20 protein-coding genes are annotated in these 22,178 nt (G+C 36.4%); 13 read left to right on the top strand and 7 right to left on the bottom strand.

Annotation, left to right across the window (positions count from 1 at the left end):
* The 5 genes from EGT49_RS05965 to EGT49_RS05945 form a co-directional block, all read right to left on the bottom strand.
* Window positions 1–639 (bottom strand): amino acid ABC transporter permease, encoded by a 639-nt coding sequence (locus EGT49_RS05965; RefSeq protein ID WP_135372503.1) that lies wholly within the window; start codon window positions 637–639, stop codon window positions 1–3.
* Window positions 632–1,462 (bottom strand): glutamate ABC transporter substrate-binding protein, encoded by an 831-nt coding sequence (locus EGT49_RS05960; RefSeq protein WP_179949622.1) that lies wholly within the window; start codon window positions 1,460–1,462, stop codon window positions 632–634. The genes EGT49_RS05965 and EGT49_RS05960 overlap by 8 nt, the downstream gene beginning before the upstream one ends.
* 13 nt (window positions 1,463–1,475) lie before the next feature.
* Window positions 1,476–2,213, bottom strand: coding sequence for an amino acid ABC transporter ATP-binding protein (locus EGT49_RS05955; RefSeq protein WP_135372499.1), 738 nt, complete (start codon window positions 2,211–2,213; stop codon window positions 1,476–1,478).
* 571 nt (window positions 2,214–2,784) lie between these two features.
* Window positions 2,785–4,575: an FtsX-like permease family protein gene (locus EGT49_RS05950; RefSeq protein WP_135372498.1), complete on the bottom strand. Its 1,791-nt coding sequence runs from the start codon at window positions 4,573–4,575 to the stop codon at window positions 2,785–2,787.
* A gap of 11 nt (window positions 4,576–4,586) precedes the next feature.
* A complete protein-coding gene (locus tag EGT49_RS05945) occupies window positions 4,587–5,339 on the bottom strand; it encodes an ABC transporter ATP-binding protein (protein ID WP_135372496.1) in 753 nt (250 codons plus the stop codon).
* Window positions 5,340–5,576: 237 nt separating this feature from the next.
* Between EGT49_RS05945 and EGT49_RS05940 the strand changes: the two genes are divergently transcribed.
* The 3 genes from EGT49_RS05940 (at window position 5,577) to EGT49_RS05930 (ending at window position 8,476) form a co-directional block, all read left to right on the top strand.
* Window positions 5,577–6,518 (top strand): DHH family phosphoesterase, encoded by a 942-nt coding sequence (locus EGT49_RS05940; RefSeq protein ID WP_135372494.1) that lies wholly within the window; start codon window positions 5,577–5,579, stop codon window positions 6,516–6,518.
* A 129-nt stretch (window positions 6,519–6,647) separates the two neighbouring features.
* Entirely contained in the window at window positions 6,648–6,929 is a 282-nt protein-coding gene (locus EGT49_RS05935) for a LasU family protein (protein WP_135372492.1), read from the top strand.
* A 956-nt stretch (window positions 6,930–7,885) separates the two neighbouring features.
* The gene (locus EGT49_RS05930; protein WP_135372490.1) at window positions 7,886–8,476 is read left to right on the top strand and encodes a hypothetical protein; all 591 of its coding nucleotides are present in this window, start codon (window positions 7,886–7,888) and stop codon (window positions 8,474–8,476) included.
* Here the strand turns inward: EGT49_RS05930 and EGT49_RS05925 are convergent.
* Entirely contained in the window at window positions 8,466–9,164 is a 699-nt protein-coding gene (locus tag EGT49_RS05925; RefSeq protein ID WP_135372488.1) for a hypothetical protein, read from the bottom strand. The two genes, EGT49_RS05930 and EGT49_RS05925, sit on opposite strands and share 11 nt — an antisense overlap.
* A 199-nt stretch (window positions 9,165–9,363) precedes the next feature.
* Between EGT49_RS05925 and EGT49_RS05920 the strand changes: the two genes are divergently transcribed.
* The 4 genes from EGT49_RS05920 to EGT49_RS05905 all read left to right on the top strand — a co-directional run bounded on the left by EGT49_RS05920 (window position 9,364) and on the right by EGT49_RS05905 (window position 13,295).
* Window positions 9,364–10,614: a GHKL domain-containing protein gene (locus tag EGT49_RS05920; RefSeq protein ID WP_135372486.1), complete on the top strand. Its 1,251-nt coding sequence runs from the start codon at window positions 9,364–9,366 to the stop codon at window positions 10,612–10,614.
* Window positions 10,611–11,807: a hypothetical protein gene (locus EGT49_RS05915; protein ID WP_135372484.1), complete on the top strand. Its 1,197-nt coding sequence runs from the start codon at window positions 10,611–10,613 to the stop codon at window positions 11,805–11,807. Before EGT49_RS05920 ends, EGT49_RS05915 begins: the two co-directional genes overlap by 4 nt.
* Before the next feature lie 5 nt (window positions 11,808–11,812).
* Window positions 11,813–12,559, top strand: coding sequence for a LytR/AlgR family response regulator transcription factor (locus EGT49_RS05910; RefSeq protein ID WP_246013804.1), 747 nt, complete (start codon window positions 11,813–11,815; stop codon window positions 12,557–12,559).
* Window positions 12,560–12,701: 142 nt separating this feature from the next.
* A complete protein-coding gene (locus EGT49_RS05905; protein WP_135372482.1) occupies window positions 12,702–13,295 on the top strand; it encodes a hypothetical protein in 594 nt (197 codons plus the stop codon).
* A 742-nt stretch (window positions 13,296–14,037) separates the two neighbouring features.
* Here EGT49_RS05905 and EGT49_RS05900 read toward each other — a convergent pair.
* The gene (locus tag EGT49_RS05900; RefSeq protein ID WP_135372480.1) at window positions 14,038–14,385 is read right to left on the bottom strand and encodes a hypothetical protein; all 348 of its coding nucleotides are present in this window, start codon (window positions 14,383–14,385) and stop codon (window positions 14,038–14,040) included.
* A 578-nt stretch (window positions 14,386–14,963) separates the two neighbouring features.
* On the opposite strand from EGT49_RS05900, the gene hflX reads away from it, so the two are divergent.
* The 6 genes from hflX to EGT49_RS05870 all read left to right on the top strand — a co-directional run bounded on the left by hflX (window position 14,964) and on the right by EGT49_RS05870 (window position 22,000).
* Window positions 14,964–16,256 (top strand): GTPase HflX, encoded by a 1,293-nt coding sequence (hflX, locus tag EGT49_RS05895; protein ID WP_135372478.1) that lies wholly within the window; start codon window positions 14,964–14,966, stop codon window positions 16,254–16,256.
* Window positions 16,257–16,397: 141 nt separating this feature from the next.
* The gene (locus tag EGT49_RS05890) at window positions 16,398–18,032 is read left to right on the top strand and encodes a peptide ABC transporter substrate-binding protein (protein WP_135372476.1); all 1,635 of its coding nucleotides are present in this window, start codon (window positions 16,398–16,400) and stop codon (window positions 18,030–18,032) included.
* 22 nt (window positions 18,033–18,054) lie between these two features.
* Window positions 18,055–18,987, top strand: a complete 933-nt coding sequence (gene opp3b / locus EGT49_RS05885; RefSeq protein WP_135372474.1) for an oligopeptide ABC transporter permease — start codon at window positions 18,055–18,057, stop codon at window positions 18,985–18,987.
* On the top strand, window positions 18,987–20,012 hold the full coding sequence (locus EGT49_RS05880; RefSeq protein ID WP_135372472.1) for an ABC transporter permease: 1,026 nt from the start codon (window positions 18,987–18,989) through the stop codon (window positions 20,010–20,012). Before opp3b ends, EGT49_RS05880 begins: the two co-directional genes overlap by 1 nt.
* Window positions 20,013–20,028: 16 nt before the next feature.
* Window positions 20,029–21,081, top strand: a complete 1,053-nt coding sequence (locus tag EGT49_RS05875; protein WP_135372470.1) for an ABC transporter ATP-binding protein — start codon at window positions 20,029–20,031, stop codon at window positions 21,079–21,081.
* A complete protein-coding gene (locus EGT49_RS05870) occupies window positions 21,074–22,000 on the top strand; it encodes an ABC transporter ATP-binding protein (RefSeq protein WP_135372468.1) in 927 nt (308 codons plus the stop codon). The genes EGT49_RS05875 and EGT49_RS05870 overlap by 8 nt, the downstream gene beginning before the upstream one ends.
* The last annotated feature ends 178 nt before the right edge of the window (window positions 22,001–22,178 follow it).

Below are 22,178 nucleotides of genomic sequence, written 5' to 3'. Positions count from 1 at the left end.
CTAAGCTAATTTTCTTTCAAGATATTGCATGTAGTAACTGATTGGTAAAGTGATCACCAAGTAAAATATTCCAACTACTAAGTAAGTGTTCACAGTATCAAAAGTCTGTGAAGCTACCGCATTAGCCTGATACATCAAATCAAAACCAGCCACAAACGCAAGAACTGAGGAGTTCTTAACTAGGTTAACAAATTGGTTACCTAGGGGTGGAATTACTAATTTGAAAGCTTGCGGTAAAACGATATAACGCATTGCTTGCCAAAAAGTCATCCCTTGTGAACGAGCAGCTTCCATCTGACCAATATCGACCGAATTGATTCCGGCACGAACAGTTTCCGCAATAAAGGCTGATGTATAAATCGTTAAACCAATCGTCCCAGCAGTAAAGCCATTAATTTTAACTACGTAAAGTGGAATTACTAAGTAGAAAAACATCGTAATAACTAGCAAAGGAATATTCCGAAAAATTTCTACATAGACATTACCCACTATCCGGGCAAATTTATTTGGTAGAACCTCCAAAATAGCCACGAGTGAGCCAATAACTAAGCTAAAGAACAAGGCTAAGATACTCGATAGAATTGTCCAACCAAAGCCACTTAAAAAAGCACTCCAATTATCAGTAAGTAGTTTAATCATTGCGCAACACCCCCTTGTAATCGAATCCCGGTACATCGCCAAACCACTTTTTGATCAGCTTGTTGTAAGTACCATTTTTAATTAGTTCATCTAAAGCTTGATTGATAGCTGTTTGGAATTCTTTTTGACCTTTGTTGATACCAATTCCGTAAGGTTCAGTCGTAAATGGCTTACCCGTCAATTCATATCCTGGATTATTAACTGCCATCCCGGCTAAAATCACATTATCAGTCGTTAACGCATCTCCTTGGCCTGACTTTAAGGCTGTCAACGCTTGAGCATAATCTGGCAATTGTAAGACTTGAGCCTTAGGAGCAAACTTTTTAACGTTTTGGACCGAATTAGAGCCGACAACACCGATGATAGTTTTACCATTTAAATCCTGAACGTTCTTAACTGAAGAACCTTTTTTAACTAAAATTGACTGTCCGGCATCAAAGTAAGACTTGGAAAAATCAATCGTTTCTTTTCGTTCCGGCGTTATAGTCATTGTAGCGATAATAGCATCGATATTCCCATTTTTTAAGAGTGGGATTCTTGACTGTGACGTTACCGTAACGAACTTAGCTTTGGCTTTTTTGCCTAGCATCTGTTGCGTGATGGCTTTTGCCAAATCAATCTCAAATCCCTTTTCTTGGCCATCCTTTACGTCGATTAACCCAATTAATTTGGTATCAGCTTTAACACCCCAAGTAATCGTCTTATCAGCCTTAGCGTTCTCTAAAACGTTTTGTTCTGATAGAGGTTTCGACCCACAAGCACTAAGGGACAAAAATAGGAGCAACGATGTGATAATTAAGACTAGCTTGCTTAAACGTTTCATCATCATTTCCTCCTTAATGTTTAATGATCTTACCTAAGAATTGCTTAGCCCGCTCGTTAGTTGGCTGTTTGAAGAACACTTCTGTTGGATCATCCTCTAGTATTTGGCCTTGATCCATGAAGATAACTCGATTGGCAACTTCTTGAGCAAAGCCCATTTCGTGAGTCACGATCAAAGACGTCATATCACTTTGACTAGTAACGTACTTAATAACGCCTAATACGTCATCGATCATCTCCGGATCTAAAGCACTAGTTGGTTCGTCAAACAACATACAACGTGGCTTCATTGCTAAAGCTCGCGCAATTGCGACACGTTGTTTTTGCCCACCAGAAATCTGCGATGGCATGTTGTGTGCCTTATCTGCCAAACCTACTCGATCTAATAAAGCCATAGCTGTCTTTTTATTTTCTGCTTCGTCTAATTTCAAAACGTTTCGTGGTGCTAACATCACATTTTCTAAAACATCTTTATTGGCATAGAGATTGAAATGCTGGAAAACCATGCCGACATCTCTTCTAATTCGATTAATATCAGTCGATTTTTCAGCAATATCACGACCATTAACAATCAATTGACCTTCTTGAATTGTTTCTAAGCCATTGACTGTTCTTGCTAAAGTACTTTTTCCTGATCCAGAGGGACCAATTAAGACAACAGTTTCCCCCTTATCAATTTTCAAGTTGATATCTTTCAAAGCATGGAAGTTTCCGTAATATTTTTGAACATCTCGGAATTCAATCATTGACATAATTTAGTTCCCCTTTCTTTCTAAGCTTAAAAAACTTTTTATTTGCTTAAGAAAATTTTAATGTGTATTTTTTGATTTGGCAATAAAAAAATTCCTTGTGAAAGTTTCATTCAGCAATTTGTCTATTACGAAATTCCTTATAAATAGTATAAGGTCAGTGTTATTAAGATGTGGAATATTTATAAAAAATAATTAAATTATTTTTTCGAACAAAGCATTTTTGAATATTTTTAGGTCCAAATTGGCAAAAAAACACCGCAATTTTTGTTGAGGAAATTGCGGTGTTTTTTTATATATTTGGATTGTTGAGTGATCCAAACTATTTGTTGGGGTTGCCAAATTGTTGGTTTGGCTTAAACGGGTTCACCAAACCAGATTTCTGTGCTTTGCTACGCTCTGGAAATCAACTGCAAAAACCGCAGTCAATTCCCAGAGTTAGGCAAATGCTCGAAATCTCCCGGTTTGGTTCACCCTCTTTTATTAAGGGGAAGGGTCTGCTTCTCGTTTCCGAGAAGCTGCGATCGACAGGTGAATACCCACCGATCGCAGTTCCCCGGAAGGGAACTGTTACTTATTTGAGCACGATCTTCTTGTAAAGATATCTGGTTAAGAAGTAATAACCAAGATAAAGTACTAAGAAAATTGCAAATGGTATTTCAATATTTCGATATGGTTGATACAAGATCTTCACGAAGAGTTGTAAACCAATTAAAACGTGGATGATTCCTAAGATAGCTGGAACCGAGAACAATACAGCAATTTCTTTGTTGATCGTACTACGTAAAACTTTTTGCTTTGTTCCAATTTTATAAAGCATGTTGTAACGCTTAACGTCTCCGTTAGCACCAGAAAGGATCTTGAACATCAAACAACTTGCTAACATGGCTAGAAAGGCGATTCCCAAGAAGAAGCCCATGAATTCTAGACCAGAGAAGAAGCCATTAACAATCGTATAAGCTGCATATTTGTCACCGCCAGCTTGTTTCAAACTTGGATAACGCTTATTTTCAGCCTTAGAAATTGCTTTGATTGTTGGTAAATTATTCTTAAAGGAATTAGTTTTTACTAAGACGGTCGTGGTTTCTTTTCCGTTGATAGCATCGTATTGTGCGTCACTGACGAACTTAGCATCAAGTACTCGATATTGTGGCAAACGAGTATTCATTAATTCATAACGGGCATTTGAATTATTGGCTGGATCATTTGATGACTTCATTTTGAAAGCCATCGTTTGCATATTCATTTGTGAATAGCCAACTGGTTGTGACTTGAATTGGCTACTGCGGTAATAAACTGCCTTACCGTCTGTTTTGAAGTTGTAAGTGGCCTTTTTTGAGACGTTCAAACTTTTGATCCGCTTTGTTTGTGCTTGATCTGGATCTGTTACTTGAACATCATAATAATTTTGACCATTAACTACGTTGTCAATTTGATTATTGAAACCTAGACCGACTGTAATGGCACCTAATGCTAAAGCGAACATGATTGAAACCATTGAGAGGATCTTTGTATAGTCATTAATTCTAAAACTCAATTGTGAAAGCGTGAAATTATTTAAACCTTTTTGAGAAAAACTAGTTTTCTTCTTTAACATAACGATAACTGAAGTTACAAAGGCATTGATAGTGAAATATGAACCACCGACAATTGTTACTAAAGCTACTGGAATCCCAACATAAATCGCACCAGGATTGTTACCAGAGAAATACATTGTATAGTAACCAGCTGCTAATAATGCTAAACCTAAAACGGCTTGAACAGCTTTTATAACGCCGTTACGCTTGATTTTTACTGGTTGGCTATCGCGATTCAATAACGTTAATACTTTACTGCGACGAAGTGAAACCGCATTTCTAATTGCCGAAAAAGCAAAAATCACTACGAAGAATAACAAAGTCCAAAGTAGAGCTGGTGCATAAAAACTACTGAAGTGTTTAACTTGCATATCTAAAGCACTGATCAACCATTGACCAACAAATTTGGTGGCTACAATTCCGATGGCGGAACCGATTAAAGTTGAAATAGCTCCAATGGCAAAAGTTTCAACAAAAATCATTCGAGAAATCTTACTACTTTTGGCACCAAGCATCATGAACATCCCGTACTCTTTTTGACGCATGCTCAATAAAAAGGTGTTGGCGTAATTGATATAGACAATCGTGATAATTGCTAGCAAGACGATCCCAAAAGCAAAGATAAAACTAGTTGCGGAAGCTGGGGAATTAGAGCTCAAGAAAGCTTGATTAGTTGCTAATGACATAAACATATAAAAGATGGCTGAAGCAATCATTAAACCAGAAAACAGAACACTGTAATCGCGGATACGATGCTTAATGCCACTCAAAGCTAATTTATTTAACATATTTTCCTCCCCTATTCTGCAAATGTTCCAAGTGAATCTAAGATTTCTTGATAGAATTCAGCTCGTGAGTTATCTTCTTTTTTCAACTCTTGACCAATCTCACCATCTTTGATGAAGAGGATACGGTCACAATAACTAGCTGAGAATGGATCATGAGTTACTAGTAAAATTGAAACGTCATCGTCACGATTAATTTTAGCTAAAGTATCTAGTAATGCTCGAGCACTCTTTGAATCAAGCGCTCCAGTTGGTTCATCACCAAAAACAATTGATGGTTCATGAACTAAAGCTCGAGCTGCAGCGACACGTTGTTTTTGACCACCAGATAATTCAGTTGGATAGTGATTCAAAATTTCTGTTAAACCTAATTTTTCAGCAATACTACTTACAGCCGGCTTAATCTTTTTAGTACTTACATTTTGTAATGCTAGTGGCAAAGCAATATTTTCATAAGCGGTTAAATTTTCTAGTAAATTAAAATCTTGGAAGATAAAACCAATTTTGTTAGCTCGGAAATCAGCCATTTGGTTGTTATTCAACTTAGTAATATCTTGACCAGCAATTTGAACGCGACCACTCGTTGGTGTATCCAATGTTGACAAGATATTTAAAAGTGTTGTCTTACCAGAACCTGAAGCTCCCATGATTCCAACGAACTCCCCTGGCTTTACTTCAAAATTAACATCTGACAAAGCTTTGAATTGCTTCTCGCCAGCTTTTCCATAAATTTTTTCAACATTTTGTACATCAACAATTTTTTGCATCTCGTACTTCCCTCCATTTGAAATGAGTTATTACTTAACTCCTAATCGATATATCTATCATAAAAGCTGGTGGCTTTTTAGTCGTGCGATTCTTCTTACATTGCCTTACACTTTTGTAAGTCGGCGAAATGTTTTATTATCTTTTCGTAACAAAGACACGAGAAAAGCTAAGTTTTGACTTATAATATTAAAAAAAGTTAATTTAATAATAATTTTATAATTAGTGAGGAAGAGCCTATGATAGATGACATTTTAAAAAAGATTGCGCAGTATAAGACGATTGTAATTATCAGACATCAAAATCCTGATCCTGATGCAATCGGCTCTCAAGCTGGCTTACGTGCCATCCTTCAACAAGTTTATCCGCAAAAAAATATCTATATTACTGGTATCGATTTGCCAGTACTCGATTGGATCAGTCCGATGGAAAAAATCTCCGACTCAACTTTTCAAGATGCGTTAGTAATTGCCGTCGACACTGCTAATGAACGCCGTATTGATAACGACGGTGCCTATAAAAAGGCGGCGGAAATTATTAAAATCGATCATCATCCTAATGTTGATCCGTTCGGTGATATCAATTGGGTCGATGACACTTTTTCTAGTTGTGCCGAAATGATTTTCTCCTTCACTGAAAAGATTCCTAATTTCCAATTGAACAAAGAAATCGCCGCACCGTTATATGCTGGTATCATCGGTGACACAGTCAGATTTTTGAACGGCGAAACCAGCTACCGGACTTTGATGACTTCAGCTAAACTTGCTAAAACTGGTATCGACATTTCTAAAATCAGTTTGCAAGAAGACGAAATGTCTCTACAAGTGGCTCATTTAGAAGCCTACATTTTAAATCACTTAAAAATCACTGATTCGGGGTTCGGCTACATCATCATCCGCAAAGATACGTTGGAAAACTTCCAATTAGATGACGGAGAAATTGATCACGTGGTGCCTCTAATTGGTCGAATAAATAAGGTCAACAACTGGATCGTCGTCAGTGAAAAGAATCTCAATCGTTTCCGCGTCAATCTTCGTTCGAAGTGCATCCCAATCAACGGAATCGCTGAACAATATGGTGGTGGCGGTCATCCATTGGCTAGTGGTGCTTATGTAGATAGTATTGATAAAGTTAAGGACTTAATAGCTGACATGGACAAGCTTAATAAGCACGCAGAATAATCCATTCAACCTTCTCAAAAAATATCAAGAAATTGCTATAAAACTTATTTTTATAAAAATAAGTTTGAGCTTTTTGTTTGTTAAATCTAATTTGGTAGTCTTTAATAATGACTATCAGAGGTGAAAACAATGCGAAAAGCAGTTGAAACAGTCCCTACGATTGCATTGATGGGACTTTTAATTTTTAGTATGTATCAGCGTTCTCTCAATGATTCTTGGATAAATTTATTTGCATTATCCCTAGCTGGATTATGTGTTTACTCACCCGTTGCTCTATTCATTGAAGGAATCGTCACTAAAATGAAAAAATCTCAAAATTTACCCACATCCGAAAAAATCTTTATTTGGTATCTAGCAATAATTTCGATAATTTTTATCGGTTTAACTGTTTACCTAATGGGAACTCGCTAAAGAGAGTGGAACAAGAGCGGTCAGCTCCCGGAGGATAACGTAATTTCAGGGATTGCTCGTCGCACTTTGCGAGTGATTCCTGAAATTTTGTTATCTCGGAGGGAGTTGCTCTTGTGCAACTCGTTTCAGATAGAGAGCGGGACAGGACATGGTCAACTCTCGAGCATTAAGGCAAATAAACCCAGGTAATCGCACTTTGATTACCTGGGTTTATTCGTTTTAAGCACAAAGTTTATGTCCTGTTCCGCGTTTATGCTGCAAGTTTAGGAGTAAAAAGTAGTTATATCCCAAGCTCTTCTTTAATTTGTCTTTCAATAAATGGTAAAGTTTTTCAAAACTATTTTATCTTACCATTGAACCCCCGATCATCAAGCAAATAACGCCGATGACTATGCAAACTGTCACGCCAAAAAATACTGATGCTTGCGGATTTTTCACAGTCCGTCGAATATTAACGTACATTTTTTGAGCAACTGCAATTTGCCAAATTCCAAATAATATTACTAAAATACCAATAAATTTAAAATTGATAGAATCAGCTTCTTTCTGTTATTCCATCTATCAAAGAAAAGTTACGAAAAATATTTTGAAAAATTGAAGATTGATCCAATTAACGCACTAGCCCCTATAACAATAATTATTAAGTAAAAAATTCCCAGTACTGAACAGACATCATTCCATGGAAAAATTGTCAGAAATGATGTTCCAAAAATTCCTAGCCAAAAATATTTACGCTTATAAAAATTATTATTGAACTTCACATATCTGTCTTCCTTTCTCCTTGATTAATTTCATCTTACTCTATTCACCCACAGATTTAACAGTAAAACACATTGCTAGAATTTGTATTGTCTAACGAATAATTTATACGAAACGTCCAAGAGATTTATGAATCATAACAAAATTTTCATGGTAAATTAGAAGCGAATTGGGACTGGATAAAAGGGGCTGATATTATGCTCAAATTCGGAAAAAGAATTAATTATCGTCCACTACTAGTCAGTACAGTAAGTGCTTTAGTGATTGGTGGACTGTTTGGATTCAATATTTCCCATTCACTAGGAATCAAGGTTGGTATTATCATCTTTACGTTGATATTTTTGGGTCACTATTTATTGATATTGCCAATTATTTTTAATTATTGGGACTCTGACGCAAAATTTATCCGTTATAACGATGAAATCAATTTCGGCAAACGACTCTTCACAATGCTCTTTCCTAAATTGGATAAACTAACCGTGATCGATAAAAAATTAATCAAATCAATCACTATCATTGGCCTACCAATGAGAAATGGTTTACTCGCTTCCGCCCTAGTCGTTTCAACTCAAGGTGGCTTCCTCTACAATCTTCTCGTGATGATGCATCATCCTGTCAAATTAGAATTAACTTTGACTAATAATCAGAAGGTCTTTTTAGATCTTTCACGGGATTACGTTTACCAACCAGCAGAAACTTTAGGCAAAATCAAAATTTTCTTACACGACTTTAAGCCGGAACAAATCAAATTAAACTCCACTACTCAACAAGTTTTAGCTAATCTTTAATCCGATTCAATTCTTCAGTCAGTTTAAAAATGTTCAACTTGCGATCGGCTGTTTGAAAAGCCGGATTATTTAGAACATACTTATCCTTATTTTTAATCCAAAAAGTATGTTCAACATCATTAATATATAATTTATCCAACGATTTGGGTTGACTGCTATCATTTCGTAAACACATGATAACGGTTGACCCAATTTCTGGTAATGGCGTATTCGGTGTCCGATAAAAAATTTCATTGTCAGGTTGAGCCGTCGACACCGTTCCCAGATTAGTCGTATAAATATCACGTTCACGAGCAAAACCGCCCGGAAAATTTAAATAAAGCCGCTTTTTTTCTAACCCTTTATTCCCACTTATGACTCTTTTGACCTTAAAAGTAATTTTTGTTTGCGGCATTGGCGACGACCACTTGACCTTTTTCAGATTCATTACCGTCGCTTTAACCACGTATAAATTATTATTTTTCAAATCTTGAAAAGTCGCACCCCGATAGTTTGGCGAGATGCCAAAAAATTTTCGGTCAACCACTCGGACCCGCTTTACTTTCTGATGCCAACGCAAGCGATTTTTCTGGAGAACACTTAAAGTATCCTGCTCTATATTGATACGATGAGGCAATTTATTGTCAGTTTGTTGGTTCGTACATCCCACCAAAATAACCATCAAACCAAGTATTATCAGACGAATCATCCAATCATCCTTTTTTCTTTTTATGCTATCAAAAAGAAGATTTTTTAGATATGGAAAAAAGACGATAGTTAAAATTTGCTAAATCCCCATCACACAACAAAGTAATCGATTACTTAAATAATTTAATATCGGTAAGGCAAACTCTTTCAGATATGTAATAATTAATTTATAGGGACATTTAGGGGGGATTAATATCGCAGTGATAAATATTATTTTAGGATGGCTAATTTTTTATTACGCTTTTTATAAATTGTATGCGGTCAAAATCATCTATCTACCATTTTTTATCGTTATCTCGAGTCTTTGTCAGTGGTACTGGCAAGATTTTTCTTACTTATTAGTCGCCATCATGCTATACGTTGTTCTCTTCAAAAATGACTCTTGGCACTTATTGCTAAATACTATTTTATTAACTTCCCTATTACGCCTAATTTCTGAAATTGCCACCAAAGCTATTCAGCTATTACTGTCTAGTCAAAATATTTTTATCGTTATAACGCTTAACACGCTAGTTAAATTAGTGATTGCGCTAATCTTTGTTTTCCTCTATCAACATTTCAACTTTAAACAGACCTGGCAATTAGCTAAATCCAACTTAGTCAGTTACTTATTAACTTATTTGTTCGTTGTCATCTATCTCTTCATGCATTTTGTTCAAAAAAATCACGCCAACGCTAATTTACTAGCTAGTAGCTTTCTGTTTATTTTGCTACAGGTTTTTTTCATCGTGATTTTATTTTTGAAGACTGATCAAACGCAAAAACTAGCTTATCGGCGAGAATTGACTAAAGATCAATTGCGCAACCTCAAGCTTTATAGCAATCAGCTAGAAAAGGATCAATTACATCTGCGCAAATTTGAAAGTAATTATAAAGATATTTTTACTAGTCTACAGACAATGGCAGATGACAGTGACTATCAAGCTATCAACGATTCGTTACGCAAGCTAGAAATTTACTCCAACAGTTACTTCGATAATCTTTCTATGCAGTTGTTTAAGGATTTAGGTAATGTCCAAAATCCTTATTTGAAGAGCCTGCTAATCAGTAAGTTAACCCTCATCAATCAAGAAAAAATTAACTGTCAGTTTGAATGCCGTGACGTTGTGAATCAAGTTTCCATTGATATTTTTGACCTCGTGCGCTTGTTGGGGATTTCCATCGACAATGCCATCGAAGCTACCAAAAACCAGACCAACGGTACCATTCAAATTGCGATTGTCCAAAATGGCCAACTAACTTTTCTGATCAATAACACCGCTACGAAGAAAGTCGATCTGAAGACTATGACGCAGTCCGGCTATACAACTAAGAAAAATCACTCTGGTTTTGGCATGGTCAATATTCAAGAGATTCAAAAGAAGTATCCCAACTTATTCATCCAATATCATCAAACTAATGATCAATTTAAACTCAGCATCCAAATCACCAAAGAAGGTAAACTAAATTGACGACAATACCATACTTGCTTGATTTACTCACCTGGATAATTTATTACTTCATCCTTAATAAATTCACACAAAGGCGACCAAAATTCTGGTTATACGCTGGCTTAACGATTATTTCAGTATTAATCGAGTTTTTCTTACCATATTATGTAATCTTGATTTTCATATTAGACTATTTTGTTTTACACCAAGCCCAAGATTACGTCCTTTTCAACGCCATCTCACTGAGTATGATCATTCAAATCATCACTCAAACTATTGGCAACCTCTTATCCAATAACCTTCTGATTCTCTTGTTGGAAATTACCCTACCACTGGCTCTGTTCTACTTGTGTCACTTACTACAACTTGAAAAATATATTCATGATCGATCGGCTCTAACTAGCATCGTCTTTGGTTACACTTTAATTGTCTTTGACACACTAATAATTTTATTGAGACAGTGGGCCTCATACCCAACTTTAATTACCAGTATCCTCATTTTTGTCTTTCTTCAAACGTTTATAATGATTGCCATCTTCTTTCACCAAAGAAACAAGCACCAACAAATTTATCAAGACCGTTTCTCTACTGAACAAATCAAGAATCTCAAAATGTACACCGATCAACTTGAAGCTGACCAACTGAAATTGCGCCACTTCAAACACGATTATAAAAACCTACTCTTCAGCTTAAAAACCGTCGTCCAAACTAAGGATGCCAAGAAAATCAACGATGCAATCGGCAAACTAGAGAATTACTCAGATGATTATTTAGACAATCTTTCGATGGATCTCTACCAGGATTTGAAAAACGTTCAGAATCCTTATTTGAAGAGTCTTTTTATTGGAAAATTAAACATCATCAACCAACACCAGATTGCGTGTCACTTCCATTGCAATCAGCAGTTATCAGAAGTTCCCATGAATATTTACGATTTAATCGGCCTACTGAACACTGCTATCGACAACGCCATCTTTTTCTCGGAGAAACAAGATCCTGGTGAAATTTATTTAAGTGTCACGCAAGAAGGTCACCAGCTAGCTTTCTTAATTTACAACTCGATCACGACGGACTACTCGAGTGAAGAAAATAGTCGCTTAGAAGCACTCAATACCAAGGAACTAAAGCAAAAATATTCCAATCTTTTCATTCAATACAATCAAAATTCCAAATGGTTCAGATTTCACGTTACTCTAATTACCAAAGGAGAATAATTATTATGTATCCCATCATTATTTGTGAAGACGATTCCACCCAACTTGCGGGTATAAAAAAATTGATCAGCGACTATCTCTTGTTTCACGAAAAACTTTTTAAAATCGAATTGGCCGCTACTGCTCCTGATGAAGTGACTACTTACTTAGATACGACCCAACCTAAAAATGGTATTTATTTTTTGGATATTGACCTCAAAGCTGATATCGACGGGATTCGTTTAGCTCAAATCATTCGTCAACACGATGTCCAAGCTAAAATCATTTTTGTGACAACACATGATGAATTGGCTCCACTGACTTTGAAGAAAAAAGTTGCCGCAATTGATTTTATTGAAAAGGATCAATCCCTCGAAGATTTTCGCCAAGAAATATTTGATGCTCTTGCCTATTCCAAACAACTGACTGACGAGACTTTGACTGTACAAAAACAAAATTTTTCATTCACCGTAGGCTCACAAGTGTATAATCTGGATAAATCCGAAGTAGTTCTAGTCGAAACTTCTGATGTACCACACCATCTCGAAGTTTACACAGTTGATGGTGTTTATGATTTTTATGGAAAACTAAGTGAAATTGAAGAAAAGCATAACTTTCTCTTTAAAATTAGTCGTTCCTGTTTAATCAATCCTCAAAACATTCATCAAGTTGATTTTTCGACCCGTGAAATTGAATTTATCAACGGTACGAAACAAAAGTTTTCCATTGGAAAATCACGAAAACTCAAGGCTTTGCTTCAAAAAACGCTTTAATTTTCATTCGTGAATAATTATCCCCCCATTTAAGATATTATTTATTTTGTATTACAATATAGGTGTATATTTAAAGTATAGAAAATGAATTTTTAGCTATTGATTCACATCGTTTCAAGTAAGATTGAAGGGAATGTTTATTATGTTAAAATTTGGGAAAAGAATTACATTTAGACCATTGATCATCAGTTTAGCCTTCGGGATAGCTTTCGGAATGTTTGGCAATGAGTTGGCTAACCCTAGTATTGGCTTCATCACCGGAGTATTCTTCTTTTTGTTGATACTTTTAGGATATTATTGGGGAACATCCAAAACGTTATTCAACTATTGGGAAGTAAATCAGGATACTGTCAATTACCGTGACAACGATAATGCCAGTAATCGGTTATTAATGTTGATCTTCCCAACATTTTTAAACCTAAAGACTTTCTCGAAAAAAGATATCCAATCCGTTTCAATTAACGGAAACTTCAACTTAAAACAAATGCCATTTGCCTTGATTTATAATGCGGGCTTAGGAATGTTTTCAGGTGCAATCTCAATGACCAACAATCAAGTTAGTTTAAGTGTCACACTAAAGAATGGTCAAAAGATCAAGTTGGATATTTCAAGAGATATTATCTATAACAAAAAAGAAACTATCGAAAAACTAAACCAGTTCCTCGATGGCCTCGATTCAGACGTTACCATCAACAATTACTCGCATGGCAGCAACAATGTTAGATTAAGCTTTTAACGTAACGATGGTATAACGGCTGGTGTCTGGCAATAATTTGTTAGTTCTATTGGTTGGATGGTGGTTGGATGCCGTCTTCCGCAACAGCTCTGGGAAATGCTGGAACGCGGTGGACGCAACTTGAAGCCAATTTTTAAGCCCGAAAATTGTCTCCAAGATTGGTCTTTTGGTAAGTGCTAAAGCACTAACCAAAATTTCACGGCTGAGCATTTCCCAGAGCTGTTACTCCAGACTAGATTTCAGTTCTTTGCGATTATTTCTGTAAACTCTGAATTGGATACAAATCTATTCAGAGTCATCATTGAACTGTTTTATAGTCTGGATACGTTATAACGCTTAATTATTTTAATTGATTTAATTAACATAAAATAAAAAAATAGAGGATATTACTATATTGCAGAATTCTGCAGTATTAGTAATATCCTCTTTCTTTATCCATTAGTTCCTACTTTAACGTATGACGCACGATAACCTACTAAAATATCGGATTCCAATTCAAAATAGAACCAGTATTCCTAAATGAATGGAAAACAAATAATTTATAAAAGTGAAATTCAGTCCGGAATAGCAAAGCCGATTTGGCTCAGTGGTGAAATTTCACTTAACGCTTTAGCGTTTAGTGAAAGGCCGAGCTTGGAAATGCCGCGCACTTTGCGGTAGTTTCAAGTCGTGCCCACCACGTTCCAGCCAAAATCGGCTTTGCTATGGAGGACGGCATACTTAACCAAACTAAAAATAGAACCTAGAAAAAAGCATCCTTGTTCTTCCCCAAAATATCAATAATCGAATAAGCATTTGTAAAACTTGTCGTTTTGACTGATAACTCTGAAATCTCAGTCCAAACTCGATTCGTATGATAATTGAAAACTAAATTTTGCTCATCTTTTGCTTCATCAATCGTTTCAACTAACTTCTTGAATTCCTTATCAAAAACTGAGCCCCGATATTGTCTTTCAACAAAATCACGAACTGTTTTTCTAATGTAGCGCTCCATTTCCTGATTAATTGCTGATTCATTGATCTGCTTAGAGAATGAATTACCAAATTCAATCAATAAGGTAAGTAACAACTTCTGTTTAGAATGATCCATTTTCTCACCCACCAATAATTTTATTTACCCTCTACTGAATGGTCTACAAGTTCTGTCAAATTTTAGTTATAAATATTCTATGTGTAATCTTTTTATTTTTAAATTAAATAGAATCAATAAAAAGACACTTATCTAGTCTGGAGTACAAGTCCTGTGATGGCTCAGCCGCCAAATTATTCTTAGCAATTTATTGCTTAGAATAAGGCCTAGTTTTGAGATTTTGCGAACTGTGCAAAAGCTCAAAATAGTGCTGACATTCTCCAGCCAATCACAGGACTTGTGCGGAAGACGGCACTTTCCACTAACCGAGTTTTAACAAGAACTGCGTATATTTAATAGTATAACTTATTTAAACAAATGCGGTTTAGTTAATAGGTATGATTTTTCAATAAATAAGGTAATTCGGTAATCGTTTTCTACCTATTATATAGCGTTTAGCCAACTTACATGGTATTATTTAGACAGTTTATCGAAAGGATGGTATTGCATCATGAGCACAAAATTAAAGAATATCATTGCACATCAATAATAAAAAGGCATTATTATCCCTGGGGTAAATAGTGCCACCAGGAGGATTTATGACTGAATCTAAAAATACATTTGAAAAAACTCGCGTGATCGTTGCCGGAGTTAGTCACTTACAACCTGACTTCGAATATACGATGGAAGAACTTGCTTCATTAGTCGAAGCTAACAACATGGAAGTGGCTGATGTTATCAAGCAAAAAGCTGATACTGTCAGTGGTGCCACTTACTTTGGATCTGGTAAAGTTACCGAGATCAAGGAAATTGCCAATGCTGACGATGTTTCAATCATCGTTTTGAATGACGAATTGACCCCTTCTCAAATTAGAAACTTGGAAAAAGAAACTAAATTGAGTTTCATGGATCGAACTGAATTGATCTTACAAGTCTTCTCGACTAGAGCTCAAACTAAACAAGCCAAACTACAAGTTGAAATTGCTAAATTACAGTATCAGCTACCTAGAATTCACCCATCTGGTAATCCTTTGGATCAACAATCTGCTTCTGGCGGATTAGCTAACCGTGGTGCCGGTGAATCTAAACTAGAACTTGATCGTCGTGTTATCAGAAAAAGAATCACCGCTTTACGTAACGAACTTAAAACGGTTGATAAGACAGTTGACGTTCAAAGTCGTAGAAGAACCAATACTACTTTGCCATTAGTTTCTTTAGTTGGTTACACTAATGCTGGTAAGTCGACGACGATGAATGGCCTATTGAATTTTAACAAAGAGGATTCAGAGGATCGGAAAGTTTTCGAGAAAAATATGCTCTTCGCCACTTTGGATACGAGTGTTCGCCGAATTGACTTAGAGGACAACACAAGCTTTCTTTTATCCGACACAGTTGGCTTTGTCAGCAAGTTACCACACAATCTGGTCGAATCATTCAAGACAACTTTAAAAGAAGCTCAAGACGCTGACGTTTTGATTCAAGTGATCGACGTGTCTGACGAACATTGGAAGAATATGTTGGAAGTGACTGAGAAAACTCTCAAAGAAATTGGCGTCGTTGGCAAACCGATGATTTATGCTTTCAACAAAGCTGATCTAAAAGCTGGTCAGCAATTCCCAACGATCGAAGGCGACAACGTCTACTACTCGGCGTTAGATAAAAAATCAATTGAAACTTTAATTAAAGTTATCAAACAAAAAATATTTTCTAATTACAAAAAAACCACGCTTTTAATTCCTTACAGTGACCAAAAAGTTGCTGAAGAAATAATGAGAAATTCCCAAATAATCACTAAAGAGTTCACTAATGACGGTTCTTTGATTATTGCCAACTTGAGTCCTGAAGAATTAGAAAAATTTAATAAATACGTCGAAACAGAGTTATCTATTTGATAGATAGCTCTTTTTTTCTTTGCAATTTTAGACAAAATGTATTATTATTTTATCAACAATTAGAATTTTTCTAATTAAGGGCAATTCTATTTTAATGTTCATTAGGGCATTCTAAGAAAATTATTTTAGGGAGGTTAAACAATGAAATCTAAGAAGTATTTACTTGCATTGTTACCGATATTTCTATTCGCTTTAGTTCTCAGCGGTTGTGGTTCCGCTACTGAAAAAGACAGTAAAGATACACTTGCAATTAACTCCGGAGATGTTATTGCGACAATGGATTCATCCATGAACACTGATGTTATCGGTGCTCAAAATTTAACAAATACGATGGAAGGACTTTATCGTTACGACGGCAAAACACTTAAACCAGCTATTGCTAAAAAGGTTGTTAAGCCAACTAATAATGGTAAAACTTATACTTTCAATCTAAAACATACTCAGTGGTCAAATGGTAAACCGGTGACTGCTCAAGACTTCGTTTACGCTTGGAGAAGAACAGTTGATCCTAAGACTGCTTCTCAATATGCATACATCTATACTGGAATCAAGAATGCTGATGCGATCAATGCCGGTAAGAAGCCAGTAAATACTTTGGGTATCAAAGCCTTGGATGATTATACACTCCAAGTTACTTTGGAAAATGCCATCCCTTATTTCAATACTTTGATGGCCAGTTCTACTTTCTACCCACAATACAAACCATCAGTTGAAAAAGCTGGTAAGAAATATGGTTTGAGTAGTAAAGGTATGGTCTTCAACGGACCTTTCAAACTAACTAATTGGAATGTTTCTAAAAATAGTTGGACTGAAGTTAAAAACGACAAGTATTGGAATGCTAAAGAAGTTAAATTAAAGAAATTAGAGTACTACGTTGTTAAGGATGCTAATACTGGTTTAAACCTCTATGATGCCAACCGTATCAATCGTTACGAAAAGCTGCCGGGTGACACTGCTCGTCAAGTTTCCAACTACAAGACTTTCTCAATGGATAAGCAAACTGGTAACTTCTACATCGAGCTTAACCAAAAGAAATACAAGTTCTTCAGAAATGCTAAGATCAGACGTGCTATCTCAATGGCTATCAACCGTAAACAATTGACAGAAAATGTTTTAGGTAATACTGGTAGTATCGAACACACTATTGTTCCTGTAGGTATGTCATATAACCCTGAAACAGGTGTTGATTTCACTAAAGAAAAAACACTTCAAGATTCAAGTCAATACACTGAATACAATCCTAAAGAAGCAACTAGGCTTTGGAAGGAAGGTATCAAAGAAACTGGTCAAAAGAATCTCGAATTCACACTTCTAGGTGATGATACCGATGGTTCTAAGAAACAAAACGAATACCTCCAAGGACAATTACAAAAGAATTTACCTGGACTTAAAGTTACTCTATCAAACGTTCCATTTAAATCTCGTCTAGACAAATCTAGTTCTGGTAACTTCGACATGGTTGTTACTGGTTGGAACGCCGATTATCCAGATCCTGTTACCTTCTTGGATATCTTTACAACAAACAACGTTCAAAACAATGGTAAGTACTCAAATCCTGAATACGACGCCTTGATCAACAAATCTAAGACTACTGATGCAACTGATGAAAATGCTAGATGGCAAGATCTCTTGGATGCTACAAAGATCCTAACAGATGACCAAGCTGCAATTCCTTTGTATCAAGCTAACCAAGCTAACTTAACTAGAAGCAACGTTCACGGCTACAATATCACACCAAATGGTAGTTATAATCTAGTTACTGCTTATAAAAAATAATCATGTTGAGGGAGATTAAATAATGGCTAAATATATTCTCAAAAGAATTCTTTATTTATTCTTGACCCTTTTCATTATTGCGACAATAACATTCTTCATGATGAAGATGCTGCCTGGTACTCCGTTTTCTAACGAAAACCGTATGTCGGCAGAACAACTGAAGATCGTTAAAGCCCAATATGGATTGGATCAATCGGTATTCGTTCAATACGTTCGTTATATCGGGGGCTTGTTACAAGGAAACCTTGGTACATCTTTCCAATTTAACAACGAACCTGTTACAGCTTTAATCGGCCAAAGAATCGTGCCATCAATGCAAATTGGTGCTCAAGCAATGGTCGTTGGTACTATCGGTGGTATCTTACTTGGTGCTATCGCTGCTATTCGTAAAAATACATGGGTTGATACACTAGCAACTTTCATCTCAATTTTAGGTCTATCAATTCCATCTTTCGTTTTAGCTGTTCTCTTACAGTTCTACCTAGCTTACAAGTGGAAGATCTACCCAGTTGCTTTGTGGGATAACTTCCAATCAAGTGTTCTACCAACATTAGCTCTATCAGCTTTACCTCTTGGTACGGTTGCCAGATTTATGAGAACCGAAATGGTCGATGTTTTGAGTAGTGATTACATCGAACTGGCTAAATCAAAAGGTAATTCAAACTGGAAAGTTGTTACAAAGCACGCTTTACGTAACTCATTGATTCCAGTTGTTACTATTATCGGACCAATGGCTGTTTCAGTTATGACTGGTTCCATGGTTGTTGAAAATATCTTCTCCATCCCTGGTATTGGTGAACAGTTCGTTAAGTCAATTACTACTAATGATTACCCAACAATTATGGGTCTAACAATCTTCTATTCATTCTTATTAATCATAGTTTACTTGATCGTCGATATCCTTTATGGACTAATCGATCCAAGAATTAGACTAGGAAACGGAGGTAAAGAATAATGGAACAGATTCCTCAAATTCCTAAGGACAAATTTAAATTAATCCATGACGAAAATAACGCTGATCAAGAAAAAATTGGTACACCGTCATTAACATACATGCAAGATGTTCGTCGTCGTTTGTTCAACAATAAAGTTGCAGTCGTTTGTTTATCACTTCTTTCAATCATCGTAGTTGTAGCCGTTTTGGCTCCAGTTATCGCTCCACATAATCCTAATGCTCAACAAGTTACAATGTCTAACTTACCTCCTAAATTAGGTAACTTAAACATCCCAGGTATGAACGGTTACCAAAACATGGGTGGCAAGATGGTCGATGCCTATAAACAAGCTGGTGCCCCTGATGGTACTTTCTACATCTTAGGTACTGATTATCTTGGACGTGACCTACTCTCAAGAATTATCTACGGTACAAGACTTTCTCTAGTTGTTGCTGTACTTGCTACTTTAGTTGACCTGCTAATCGGGGTACCTTATGGTATCGTTTCTGGTTGGAAGGGCGGTAAGACTGATACATTCATGCAACGTATCGTTGAAATCGTTTCTTCAATTCCTAACTTGATCGTGGTTATCTTAATGATGATCGTTTTAAAACCCGGTCTAACATCAATCGTTATTGCTTTGGCAATCACTGGTTGGGTTACCATGGCTCGTCTAGTCCGGGCGCAAACTTTCCAATTGAAAGAACAAGAATATATTTTAGCCGCAAGAACCCTTGGTGAACCATCAATGAAAATTGCGACAAAACATTTGATTCCTAACCTTTCATCAACAATTATTATTCAAACAATGTTTACAATTCCCAACGCCATCTTCTTCGAAGCCTTCCTAAGTTTCATTGGTATCGGTATTCCGGCACCTAATGCTTCTCTAGGTACACTTCTATCCGATGGTCAAAAAGCCTTTAGATTCTTACCATATCAAATGTGGGCTCCGGCTATTATCTTGAGTATTATCATGATTGCTACTAACCTTCTAGGTGATGGCTTACGTGATGCCTTCGATCCACAATCATCAGAAAACTAACTAAGGAGAAACCGAAATGGATAAAATTTTAGAAGTTAAAAATCTGCATGTCGATTTTGATACTTATAACGGTGTCGTTCATGCTATCCGTGGTGTTGATTTCCACTTAAACGCCGGTGAAACCTTGGCTATCGTTGGTGAATCTGGTTCTGGTAAATCCATCACAGTTCGTTCTATCTTGCAATTGCTTGCTAAGAACGGAACAATCTCACAAGGAGAAGTCCTCTATCATGGAGATGACCTTCTTCAAAGAAGTGATAAGGAAATGGATAAACTTCGTGGAAACAAAATTTCCATGATTTTCCAAGACCCCATGACTTCACTTGACCCTACTATGACAATTGGAAAACAAGTTGCCGAACCACTTTTGATTCACAACAACGTTTCTAAAAAGGATGCTTTAAAGCGTGCTGAAGAAGTTCTTCGTCTAGTTGGTATTCCTAATCCTAAAGCTCGTATGAATGACTACCCTCACCAATTCTCAGGTGGTCAAAGACAACGTATCGTTATCGCTATTGCCATCGTTAATTACCCAGAAATCCTAATTGCCGATGAACCAACAACTGCTCTTGACGTTACTGTTCAAGCTCAAATCATTGATCTATTAAAAGAATTACAACAAAAAATTGGTACCTCAATCATCTTTATCACCCACGACTTAGGTGTCGTAGCTGGTATTGCTGATCGAGTGGCCGTTATGTACGCTGGTCGTCTCGTTGAATATGGTTCAGTAAACGATGTCTTCTACAACCCTCAACATCCATACACTTGGGGCTTGTTAGACTCAATGCCTACTTTGGACACTAGTGAGTCTGATCGTTTGAACTCAATTCCCGGTACACCACCTAACCTTTTGAACCCACCAAAGGGTGACGCTTTTGCACCAAGAAATGCTTATGCAATGGCAATCGATGAAGAAGAGCAACCTCCTTTCTTCAAAGTTTCCAAGCATCATTACGCTGCAACTTGGTTACTTCACCCAGATGCACCAAAAGTTACTCCACCAGCAAGTATCTTGAAACGCTATGAAAAATTTAAGACGTTAGGAGGCAATGTGGAAAATGTCTGATCAAAAAGAAGTAATTGTATCCGTAAAAAATTTAAAACAGTATTTTAACATTGGCAAACCTAACATGGTTAAGGCTGTTGATGATGTATCTTTTGACATCTATAAAGGTGAAACCTTCGGTTTAGTAGGTGAATCTGGTTCTGGTAAGAGTACTACTGGACGTTCGATCATCAGACTTTACAACCCAACTGACGGACATATCTATTTCAATGGACAAGATATCAGTACTATCAAAAGTCATGGTCCTAAGATGAAGGAATTCCGTCGTGAAATGCAAATGATTTTCCAAGATCCATACGCTTCATTGAATCCTAGAATGAAAGTTAAAGATATCATCGCTGAAGGACTAGATGTTCACCACCTAGTTAACAGTGAAGACGAACGAGACAAGCGTGTCCGCGAATTACTCGATATGGTCAATCTGAACCCAGAACATATGACTCGTTACCCATATGAATTCTCAGGTGGACAAAGACAACGTATCGGTATCGCTAGAGCCTTGGCCGTTGATCCACAATTCATTATCGCTGATGAACCTATTTCCGCTTTGGATGTTTCCATTCAAGCTCAAGTTGTTAACTTGATGCAAGATATCCAAAAGAAAAAAGGTCTAACTTATCTCTTTATCGCCCATGATCTTTCCATGGTTAAATACATTTCTGACCGTATCGCCGTTATGTATCGTGGTAAAATCGTTGAATTGGCCGATTCAGATGAGATTTATAACAACCCGCTTCATGCATACACAAAGAGCCTTCTGTCTGCTATCCCAGTTCCAGATCCTGAAATTGAGAAGACAAGAACAAGAATCGACTTCGACCATAAACGTCCCTTCTTGGATGACCAAAGACTACAAGAAGTCTTACCTGGACATTTCCTCTACTGTAACGATGAACAGGCCGCAAAAATCAAAAATTAATCCCATAAGAAAAGAGCTCGCCGATTGGCGAGCTCTTTTTGTCATATTATTTTTCATAATTTTACTTCCTTTAGTTTTAAATTAATGTATATCTGGGGAGGATATATTTTTTATCTAATTTTTTTAAGGTTTAAGTGATTATTTATTTCTTGGAGATTTATAGTCTTGAAGCTTTCAC

The sequence above is a fragment of the Companilactobacillus suantsaicola genome, from assembly GCF_004745525.1.
GTDB lineage: Bacteria > Bacillota > Bacilli > Lactobacillales > Lactobacillaceae > Companilactobacillus > Companilactobacillus suantsaicola.
The sequence above is the reverse complement of the archived record's forward strand: the minus strand, read 5'-3'. Positions and strand labels throughout refer to the sequence as shown.